This window comes from Streptomyces sp. MZ04 (assembly GCF_004684775.1).
Classification (GTDB): Bacteria; Actinomycetota; Actinomycetes; order Streptomycetales; family Streptomycetaceae; genus Streptomyces.
This window is the reverse complement of the sequence record NZ_SRIC01000007.1, coordinates 70936-80717: the sequence shown is the minus strand read 5'-3', so window position 1 is coordinate 80717 and position 9782 is coordinate 70936. Positions and strand designations below refer to the sequence as shown.

Here is a 9782-nt window from a genome sequence, read left to right as displayed (position 1 = left end):
GCCCTGCCCGCCCCGTACGCGGGCTGGGACAACCCGGTGTGGCACGGCTACCGCATCCCCATGGAGATCCCCATGGCGCTGCGCCTGGGCGACCTCCACCTTCCCGAGAGCCCCGACCTGCGGATCCCCATGCTGGTCCGGCTGCCGCTCGAGCGCGGCCTGTGGATCGACAGCGGCCGCTCATCCGGTACGGACTCCCTGGCGGACGCCGATCAGCTGCGCCGCCTCGCGATGGACAGCGCGGTCGCGCACGCCGCGCGGCTGCTCGCGGCGTACCCGCCGAACGAGTTCTCGGTGCACGTCATCGACGCGGCGGGCTCTGCGACGGGCGCGCTCGCCCCGCTGGTCACGGCGGGTGTGCTCGCCGAACCTCCGGCCACCGGAGCGGCAGGTGTGTCCGCCGTGCTCGCCAAGCTCACCCAGCGCGTGGACCTGGTGCAGATGGCGATCCGCGCGGGCGCCGCCGACGCGCTGCCGCCGGACCTGGACACCGCCGAGCAGCTCCTGATCGTCAACGACTTCCCGCACGGCTTCGACGACCGCGCCGTCACCCAGCTCCGCTACCTCGCGGACGAGGGCCCGTCGGTCGGCGTGCACCTGATGATGGTCGCCGACCGGGAGGACGCCGCCGAGTACGGCCCGCTGCTCGACCCGCTCTGGCGCGCGCTGCTGCGCCTGACGCCGGTGGCGGAGGACCACCTCGCCGACCCGTGGGTCGGCCACGCGTGGACGTACGAACCGCCGATGGCCCCGCCCGGCAGCCAGGTGCTCCAGAAGGTCCTGAACCAGGTGGGGCAGGCGCGCCGCACGGGCAGTCGCTGACTGCCGGTAAAGCGACTTTTTGAACCGCCTGACCTGGGCTTTTGGTTCTTGTTTGCCGTCTCCTTTACCAATCCTTGGTGTTTCGCGTACTCTTCTTCCAGCGGAGGGGAGTACTCCCGAACGCGACGTGCCCGTCAATACGGACCGCCATCGGTCCCGGGGCGTCGGCCCGCGCGGCGGTGAGCCGCCCCGGGTGGAAGAGACCTCCGGCAGCGACGACGCTGATCAGTAGCCGTACGACGCCGGAGGCGCAGTGGACGTTTCAATGACCCTCTGGGTGCTGACCATTCTTGGTCTGAGTGCCCTGATCGCTGTCGACTTCTTCATCGGCCGCAAGCCGCACGACGTATCGATCAAGGAAGCCGGAATCTGGACGGTCGTCTGGATCGTGCTGGCCGCGCTCTTCGGAGTGGGCCTGCTGATCTGGGGCGGTGGCCAGGCGGGCGGCGAGTTCTTCGCGGGCTTCATCACCGAGAAGTCGCTCAGCGTCGACAACCTCTTCGTCTTCATCCTGATCATGGCGAAGTTCTCGGTGCCCAGCCATCTCCAGCAGCGGGTGCTGCTGTTCGGCGTGCTGATAGCGCTCGTCCTGCGAGCGATCTTCATCGCCGCCGGCGCCGCGGTCATCGCCAACTTCTCCTGGGTCTTCTACATCTTCGGCGCGTTCCTGATCTACACCGCCTGGAAGCTCATCCAGGAGGCGCGCGCCGACGAGGACGAAGAGGAGTGGGAGGAGAACCGCCTCCTGAAGGCCGCCGAGCGGAAGTTCGGCGTCGCCGACCAGTACCACGGCACCAAGCTGTTCATCCAGAAGAACGGCAAGAAGATCATGACGCCCCTCATGATCGTCATGCTCGCCATCGGCACCACCGACGTGCTCTTCGCGATGGACTCCATCCCCGCGATCTTCGGCCTCACCCAGGACCCGTACATCGTGTTCACGGCGAACGCCTTCGCCCTGATGGGTCTGCGCCAGCTGTACTTCCTCATCGGCGGACTGCTCAAGAAGCTGGTCCACCTCAGCTACGGCCTGTCGGTCATCCTGGGCTTCATCGGCGTGAAGCTGGTCCTGCACGCCCTGCACGAGAACGGGGTGCACGTCCCCGAGATCTCCATCCCGGTCTCGCTCGGCGTCATCTGCGGTGTCCTGGTCATCACGACGATCACCAGCCTGATGGCCACCAAGAAGCAGGCGGCGAAGGAGGCGGAGAAGGAGGCCGCGGAGAAGGCGGCCGACGAGACTCCGAAGGACAGCATCGAGGCCTGACGGCGTCGTATGCAGGAGTGACAACAAGGGGAGTGGCCCGCGGCAATCCGCCGCGGGCCACTCGCCTTTGTTGTGCTCGTCCCAGTCGCGTGCCCGGTGAGGGCAGGGCAGCATCGATGGCATGATCACTCGGCTCCGGGCACTCGCCACGCAGTGGACCGCGGCCGTACCGGTCCTCGCCGTCGTGCTGCTCGCCTTCACCTGGGGCCGTGATCTGCCGGGCCCGGTCGTCGCCGTGGTCACGCTGGTGCTCGCCGGGGCCGTGCTCGCCGCGGTGCACCACGCCGAAGTGATCGCGCACCGCGTCGGCGAACCCTTCGGCTCCCTCGTCCTCGCGGTCGCCGTGACGGTCATCGAGGTCGCGCTGATCGTCACGCTCATGGCCGACGGTGGCGACAAGGGCGCGACGCTGGCCCGCGACACCGTGTTCGCCGCCGTGATGATCACCTGCAACGGCATCGTCGGGATCTGCCTGCTCGCCGGCGCGCTGCGGCACCGTGTCGTCGTCTTCAACCCGGAGGGCACCGGCGCCGCCCTCGCGACCGTCGCCACGCTCGCCACCCTCAGCCTGGTCCTGCCGACCTTCACCACGAGCAAGCCCGGCCCGGAGTTCTCCACGGCGCAGCTCACGTTCGCCGCGATCGCCTCGCTCGTCCTGTACGGCCTGTTCGTGGCGACCCAGACCGTGCGGCACCGCGAATACTTCCTGCCCATCACCCGCAACGGCGAGGTGATCGACTCCGAGCACGACGAAGGGCCGTCCACCCGTACCGCCATGATCAGCGTGGCCCTGCTCGGCCTCGCCCTGGTCGGCGTGGTCGGCCTCGCCAAGGGTGTCTCACCGACGATCGAGTCCGGCGTGGAGAGCGCCGGCATGCCGCACGCCGTGGTCGGCGTGATCATCGCGCTGCTCGTGCTGCTCCCGGAGACCATCGCCGCCCTGCGCGCGACGCGCCGCGACCGCGTGCAGACCAGCCTGAACCTCGCCCTCGGCTCCGCGATGGCCAGCATCGGCCTGACCATCCCGGCTGTCGCGGTCGCCTCGGTGTGGCTCTCCGGACCGCTGGTGCTCGGCCTCGGCCCGACGCACATGGTGCTGCTCGCGCTGACCGTCGTCGTCGGCACGCTCACGGTCGTGCCGGGGCGCGCCACGCTGCTGCAGGGCGGGGTGCATCTGGTGCTGTTCGCCGCGTATCTGGAGCTCGCGGTCACGCCGTGACGGGGGCCGCCTCCGGAACCGGCCGGGTCTCCGGCAGCAGCGCGAAGCACCCCAGGCTCAGCAGGGCGACCCCCGTCAGATACGCCGCGACGCCCCACGGAGTCCCGTCCCCCTGGGCCACCGCCGTCGCCACGATCGGGGTGAGCGCGCCGCCGAGCACCCCGCCCAGGTTGTAGCCCACGGCGGCGCCCGTGCAGCGCACCCGGGGCTCGTACAGCTCGGGCAGATAGGCGGCGATCACCGCGAACATCGTGATGAACGCGAGCATCGCCACCAGGAAGCCGAAGAACATCAGGAGCGGTTCGCCGGTCGACAGGAGCGCGATCATCGGGAACATCCACAGCGCGGAGAGCGCACACCCGAGCAGACACAGGGGGCGCCGCCCATAGCGGTCACCGAGCACGGCGGCCACGGGAGTCAGCGCGCCCTTCACCACGACCGCCGCCATGATGCAGGCGAGCATGACCGTACGGCTCACGCCGAGCCGCTCCACCGCGTATGCCAGAGACCAGGTCGTCACGGCGTAGAACACCGCGTACCCGACGGCCAGCGCGCCCGCCGTGAGCAGGACCAGACGCCAGTGCCCGCGCACCACTTCGGCGAGCGGCACGCGCGCGTGCTCCCGCATTTCGAGGAAGCTCGGGCTCTCCGCGAGGGACGTCCGCAGCGCGAGCCCGGCCGCCGCGAGCACGCCCGCCGCCCAGAACGGCACCCGCCATCCCCAGGAGGCGAACTGCGCTTCGGTGAGGGTCGCCGAGAGCGTCAGCATGATGCCGTTGGCGAGCAGGAAGCCGAGCGAGGGCCCCATCTGCGGAAAGCTCGACCACAGCCCGCGCCGCTCGGCCGGCGCGTGCTCGGCGGTCAGCAGCACCGCCCCGCCCCACTCGCCGCCGAGCCCGAGCCCCTGCAGAAAACGAAGCACCAGGAGGAGCACCGGAGCGGCCGTACCGATCGACGCGTACGTGGGCACACAGCCGACGGCGACCGTGGCCACGCCTGTCAGGAGCAGCGAGGCGATGAGGACGGGGCGCCGCCCGTGCCGGTCACCGACGTGCCCGAAGAGGACGGATCCGAGCGGCCGGGCCACAAAGCCCACTCCGAATGTCGCGAAGGCGGCGAGAGTTCCCGCCAGCGGCGAGAACGTCGGAAAGAACAGCGGCCCGAGCACCAGCGCCGCGGCCGTCCCGTAGATGAAGAAGTCGTAGAACTCGATGGCGGTCCCCGCGAGCGAGGCGGCCGCGAGCCGTGGCAGAGAAGGAGGCACGGCAGGGGAGTGGCTCTTGCGCATGTCGCGTCAACTACCCGCTGTGACGGCTGGTTACGGGGGCGTGCGGGGGCGTGGAGAGATCCCTCAGTACGCTGACGACATGACGCGCACCCTTGCCGACGCCCCCATCATGATCCTCAACGGCCCCAACCTGAACCTGCTCGGTCAGCGGCAGCCGGAGATCTACGGCTCCGCCACCCTCGCCGACGTCGAGGCGCTGTGCGCCAAGGCGGCGGCCGCGCACGGCGGCACCGTGGACCTGCGGCAGAGCAACCACGAGGGTCAGTTGGTCGACTGGATCCACGAGGCGCGCGAGCACCACGCGGGCATCGTCATCAACCCGGCGGCCTACTCGCACACGTCCGTCGCGATCCTGGACGCGCTCAACACCTGTGACGGAATGCCGGTGTTGGAGGTGCACATCTCCAACATCCACCAGCGCGAGGCGTTCCGGCATCACAGCTACGTCTCCCAGCGCGCCGACGGCGTCATCGCGGGGTGCGGCGTGCAGGGGTACGTCTTCGCGGTGGAGCGGGTGGCGGCGCTGGTCGCGGGGGAGTGACCCGCCCAGTCACCAGCCCCGCTGACGCCACTCCGGCAGGTGCGGGCGCTCGGCGCCCAGCGTCGTGTCGTTCCCGTGGCCCGGGTAGACCCAGGTCTCGTCGGGGAGCGTGCCGAAGATCTTCGTCTCGACGTCGTGCAGCAGGCTGGCGAAGGCCTGCGGGTCCTTGCGGGTGTTGCCGATGCCGCCCGGGAAGAGGCAGTCGCCGGTGAAGACGTGCGGGTGGCCGTGCGGGTCGTCGTACACGAGGGCGACCGAGCCCGGGGTGTGGCCCACCAAGTGGCGTGCGGTGAGCGACACCTGGCCGACCCGCACGGTGTCGCCGTCGACGAGCTGGACGTCCGTGGGCACCGGGATGCCGGGAGCGTCCTCGCGGCCCGCGTAGGTCCGCGCGCCGGTCGCGGCGACGACCGCGGCCAGCGCCTGCCAGTGGTCGCCGTGCTGGTGGGTGGTGACGACGGACGCGATGCCGTCGTCACCGATCAGCGTGAGCAGCGTCCCGGAGTCGTTCGCCGCGTCGATCAGGAGCTGCTCGCCCGTGGCCCGGCAGCGCAGCAGATAGGCGTTGTTGTCCATCGGGCCGACCGCGGCCTTCGAGATCATCAGGTCCTGCAGCTCGTGCACGTCCGCGCCGCCGCCGACCTTCACTGCTCCGCTGTACGTCATGTTCCTCAGCCTATAGCGGCGGCAGGGCGGGCAGGAGGCCTCCCCCGGCCGTCAGTGCGACGCCGCTGCGGCGTCCGGAGAGCCAGCCGACGACGTCGGGCGCGGACCCGGAGACGGCGACTTCGGGCTCGCCTTCGCGGCCGGTGCTCCACGCGTGCGTGCCGTCCGTGATGCGGGTGGGCGGCACGTCGGCGTTGCCCGAGAAGCGCGCCGCCAGGAACGCGATCTCCCGCTGCACGAACTCCTGAGGCAGGTCCTCCAACTCGTACCCGATCCCCAGATCGACATGGTGCAGCTCCACCTCGACCCACCGCCGGAACGGCACCCGCGACGCGGAGTCGGTGACGCCGTTGCGCATCTCGATGGTGCGGGACCAGTCGGCGGGGATCGCGGCCTGCGCCTCGAAGCGGGTGGCGCTCTCGCGTACGTCGTCGAGCTGCTCGGCCAGGGGCCGCGGGGCATCCCGCTCGATGTCCGCGTCCCGTGCCTCGCCGCTGACGTACATCGGCCGGCCGGCGAGGACGTTGACGAGCGCGTCCGCGTTGCGGGCGAGATGGGCCAGGACGTGCCCACGGGTCCAGCCCGGAAGGCGTGACGGCTCTGCGGTCGAATCGTTGTTCAGTTTCGCGGCTGCGGTGAGCAGCCGGTCGGTCGCGTCACGTACAGACGCCAGGTCGCGCACATGATCAATCATGCGCCCGACGATAGCCGCGCCACACGTTTGGGTGAAGGCATCAGAGCAGCGCCGCAAATCGAATGCACGTGCTATATGGTCGGGTGCGGCATCGGGCATCCTTGGTGGTCGGGGTTTGTCACCAACCAGGGAAACCGCCCCGGCGTTGTCAGTGGCTCGCCCTAGTCTGTGAAGGACGGGGGCCCCGCCCCTGTCACCACTCTCAAGAAAGGTGCGGACCGGCGTGGCCGACCGTCTCATCGTCCGTGGCGCGCGCGAGCACAATCTCAAAAACGTCTCGCTCGACCTCCCGCGTGACTCCCTCATCGTCTTCACCGGGCTCTCCGGGTCGGGCAAGTCCTCGCTCGCGTTCGACACGATCTTCGCCGAGGGCCAGCGGCGGTACGTCGAGTCCCTCTCCTCGTACGCCCGGCAGTTCCTCGGTCAGATGGACAAGCCGGACGTCGACTTCATCGAGGGCCTTTCGCCCGCGGTCTCCATCGACCAGAAGTCGACCTCGCGCAACCCGCGCTCGACGGTCGGCACGATCACGGAGGTGTACGACTACCTCCGCCTGCTCTTCGCGCGCATCGGCAAGCCGCACTGCCCCGAGTGCGGCCGCCCGATCTCCCGGCAGTCGCCGCAGGCCATCGTCGACAAGGTCCTCGAGCTGCCCGAGGGCAGCCGCTTCCAGGTCCTGTCCCCGCTGGTCCGCGAGCGCAAGGGCGAGTTCGTCGACCTCTTCGCCGACCTCCAGACCAAGGGCTACAGCCGCGCGCGGGTCGACGGCGAGACGATCCAGCTCTCCGAGCCGCCCACGCTCAAGAAGCAGGAGAAGCACACCATCGAGGTGGTCGTCGACCGCCTCACGGTGAAGGACTCCGCCAAGCGCCGCCTGACCGACTCCGTGGAGACCGCCCTCGGCCTCTCCGGAGGCATGGTCGTCCTCGACTTCGTCGACCTCCCCGAGGACGATCCCGAGCGTGAGCGCATGTACTCGGAGCACCTGTACTGCCCGTACGACGACCTGTCGTTCGAGGAGCTCGAGCCCCGCTCCTTCTCCTTCAACTCGCCCTTCGGCGCCTGCCCGGACTGCACGGGTATCGGTACGCGCATGGAGGTCGACCCCGAGCTGATCGTCCCGGACGAGGACAAGTCGCTCGACGAGGGCGCCATCCACCCCTGGTCGCACGGCCACACCAAGGACTACTTCGGCCGGCTCGTGGGAGCCCTCGCCGACGCCCTCGGCTTCTCCACCGACATGCCCTGGGCGGGCCTGCCGCAGCGCGCCAAGAAGGCCCTGCTGCACGGCCACAAGACGCAGATCGAGGTCCGCTACCGGAACCGGTACGGCCGCGAGCGGGTCTACACGACCGCCTTCGAAGGCGCCGTCCCCTTCGTCAAGCGCCGGCACAGCGAGGCCGAGAGCGACGCGAGCCGCGAGCGCTTCGAGGGCTACATGCGCGAGGTGCCCTGCCCCACCTGTGAGGGCACGCGCCTCAAGCCGATCGTCCTGGCCGTCTCGGTCATGGGGAAGTCCATCGCCGAGGTCGCCGCGATGTCCATCAGCGACTGCGCGGACTTCCTCGCCGAGCTGAAGCTGGGCGCCCGCGACAAGAAGATCGCCGAGCGGGTCCTGAAGGAGGTCAACGAACGGCTGCGGTTCCTGGTCGACGTCGGCCTGGACTATCTCTCCCTGAACCGCGCGGCGGGCACCCTCTCCGGAGGCGAGGCCCAGCGCATCCGCCTGGCCACGCAGATCGGCTCCGGCCTCGTCGGCGTGCTCTACGTACTGGACGAGCCGTCCATCGGCCTCCACCAGCGCGACAACCACCGGCTCATCGAGACCCTCGTACGGCTGCGCGACATGGGCAACACGCTCATCGTCGTCGAGCACGACGAGGACACCATCAAGGTCGCCGACTGGGTCGTCGACATCGGCCCCGGCGCGGGCGAGCACGGCGGCAAGGTCGTGCACAGCGGCTCCATGAAGGAGCTGCTCGCCAACGACAAGTCGATCACCGGGCAGTACCTGTCGGGCAAGCGGTCCATCCCGGTCCCGGACCTGCGCCGCCCCGCCGACCCCTCCCGGCAGCTCACCGTGCACGGCGCCCGGGAGAACAACCTCCAGGACATCGACGTCTCCTTCCCGCTCGGCGTCCTCACCGCCGTCACGGGCGTATCGGGCTCGGGCAAGTCGACGCTCGTGAACGACATCCTCTACACGCACCTGGCGCGCGAGCTGAACGGCGCACGGTCCGTTCCCGGGCGGCACACGCGCGTGGACGGCGACGACCTGGTCGACAAGGTCGTGCACGTCGACCAGTCGCCCATCGGCCGTACGCCGCGATCGAACCCGGCGACGTACACCGGAGTCTTCGACCACGTCCGCAAGCTCTTCGCGGAGACGATGGAGGCGAAGGTCCGCGGCTATCTGCCCGGCCGCTTCTCCTTCAACGTCAAGGGCGGGCGCTGCGAGAACTGCTCCGGCGACGGCACCATCAAGATCGAGATGAACTTCCTGCCGGACGTGTACGTGCCGTGCGAGGTCTGCCACGGGGCGCGGTACAACCGCGAGACGCTGGACGTCCACTACAAGGGCAAGTCCATCGCCGAGGTCCTGGACATGCCGATCGAGGAGGCGCTCGACTTCTTCGAGGCGGTTCCGGCGATCGCGCGTCACCTGCGCACGCTCAACGACGTCGGTCTCGGGTACGTGCGTCTCGGGCAGTCCGCGCCGACGCTCTCCGGCGGCGAGGCGCAGCGCGTGAAGCTGGCGAGCGAGCTGCAGAAGCGGTCGACAGGGCGGACCGTGTACGTCCTGGACGAGCCGACCACCGGTCTGCACTTCGAGGACATCAGCAAGCTGATCACGGTGCTCTCCGGGCTTGTCGACAAGGGCAACACGGTCATCGTGATCGAGCACAACCTCGACGTCATCAAGACGGCCGACTGGGTCGTCGACATGGGCCCCGAGGGTGGCAACGGCGGCGGTCTGGTCATCGCCGAGGGCACGCCCGAGGAGGTCGCCGGGGTGCCGGCGAGCCACACGGGCAAGTTCCTGCGGGAGATCATCTCGGCGGACCGCATCAGTGATGGGGCCGCGCAGGGGCGTCAGCCGGTGCGTAAGGCTGCTGCTAAGAAGGTTGCCGCCAAGAAGGCCGCGCCGAAGAAGGCTGCTCCGAAGAAGGTGGCTGCCAAGGCCCGCAAGAGCTGACGGTTTGTTGTAGCGCGTCTGCGGGTGCGTGGGGGCTGGTCGCGCAGTTCCCCGCGCCCCTTTGGGGCGCTTCTGGCGGGCCGCAGGAC

General features: G+C 69.6%; 8 protein-coding genes. 5 read left to right on the top strand and 3 right to left on the bottom strand.

Translation table 11 applies throughout. From position 1 onward, the window contains the following. The 3 genes from E2651_RS03495 to E2651_RS03485 form a co-directional block, all read left to right on the top strand. Positions 1-822: export associated protein (locus E2651_RS03495; RefSeq protein WP_135329463.1), on the top strand; the 822-nt coding region annotated here is incomplete at its 5' end. A gap of 265 nt (positions 823-1087) precedes the next feature. Continuing rightward, entirely contained in the window at positions 1088-2089 is a 1002-nt protein-coding gene (locus E2651_RS03490; protein ID WP_135329462.1) for a TerC family protein, read from the top strand. Between the two features lie 121 nt (positions 2090-2210). Continuing rightward, positions 2211-3308, top strand: a complete 1098-nt coding sequence (locus E2651_RS03485) for an ionic transporter y4hA (RefSeq protein ID WP_135329461.1) — start codon at positions 2211-2213, stop codon at positions 3306-3308. On the opposite strand, the gene E2651_RS03480 is transcribed toward E2651_RS03485, so the two are convergent. Next, a complete protein-coding gene (locus E2651_RS03480; protein ID WP_209446052.1) occupies positions 3298-4596 on the bottom strand; it encodes an MFS transporter in 1299 nt (432 codons plus the stop codon). The genes E2651_RS03485 and E2651_RS03480 overlap by 11 nt on opposite strands. Before the next feature lie 79 nt (positions 4597-4675). Here E2651_RS03480 and aroQ point away from each other — a divergent pair, with 79 nt between their 5' ends. Then, complete coding sequence (gene aroQ / locus E2651_RS03475) at positions 4676-5137, top strand: type II 3-dehydroquinate dehydratase (protein WP_135329460.1); 462 nt, start codon at positions 4676-4678, stop codon at positions 5135-5137. Positions 5138-5146: 9 nt separating this feature from the next. Here aroQ and E2651_RS03470 read toward each other — a convergent pair whose 3' ends face one another. Both E2651_RS03470 and E2651_RS03465 read right to left on the bottom strand, forming a co-directional pair. Further along, a complete protein-coding gene (locus tag E2651_RS03470; protein ID WP_135329459.1) occupies positions 5147-5803 on the bottom strand; it encodes an MBL fold metallo-hydrolase in 657 nt (218 codons plus the stop codon). A 10-nt stretch (positions 5804-5813) separates the two neighbouring features. Further along, complete coding sequence (locus E2651_RS03465) at positions 5814-6497, bottom strand: maleylpyruvate isomerase family mycothiol-dependent enzyme (protein ID WP_135329458.1); 684 nt, start codon at positions 6495-6497, stop codon at positions 5814-5816. A 223-nt stretch (positions 6498-6720) separates the two neighbouring features. Between E2651_RS03465 and uvrA the strand changes: the two genes are divergently transcribed. Then, positions 6721-9693: an excinuclease ABC subunit UvrA gene (gene uvrA / locus E2651_RS03460; protein WP_135329457.1), complete on the top strand. Its 2973-nt coding sequence runs from the start codon at positions 6721-6723 to the stop codon at positions 9691-9693. The last annotated feature ends 89 nt before the right edge of the window (positions 9694-9782 follow it).

What these genes read in the sequence shown, in the direction of transcription:
- E2651_RS03490 (WP_135329462.1), top strand. Translation starts at nt 1,088, where the DNA reads ATGACCCTCTGGGTGCTGACCATTCTTGGTCTGAGTGCCCTGATCGCT.
- E2651_RS03485 (WP_135329461.1), top strand. Translation starts at nt 2,211, where the DNA reads ATGATCACTCGGCTCCGGGCACTCGCCACGCAGTGGACCGCGGCCGTA.
- E2651_RS03480 (WP_209446052.1), bottom strand. Translation starts at nt 4,596, where the DNA reads ATGCGCAAGAGCCACTCCCCTGCCGTGCCTCCTTCTCTGCCACGGCTC.
- aroQ (WP_135329460.1), top strand. Translation starts at nt 4,676, where the DNA reads ATGACGCGCACCCTTGCCGACGCCCCCATCATGATCCTCAACGGCCCC.
- E2651_RS03470 (WP_135329459.1), bottom strand. Translation starts at nt 5,803, where the DNA reads ATGACGTACAGCGGAGCAGTGAAGGTCGGCGGCGGCGCGGACGTGCAC.
- E2651_RS03465 (WP_135329458.1), bottom strand. Translation starts at nt 6,497, where the DNA reads ATGATTGATCATGTGCGCGACCTGGCGTCTGTACGTGACGCGACCGAC.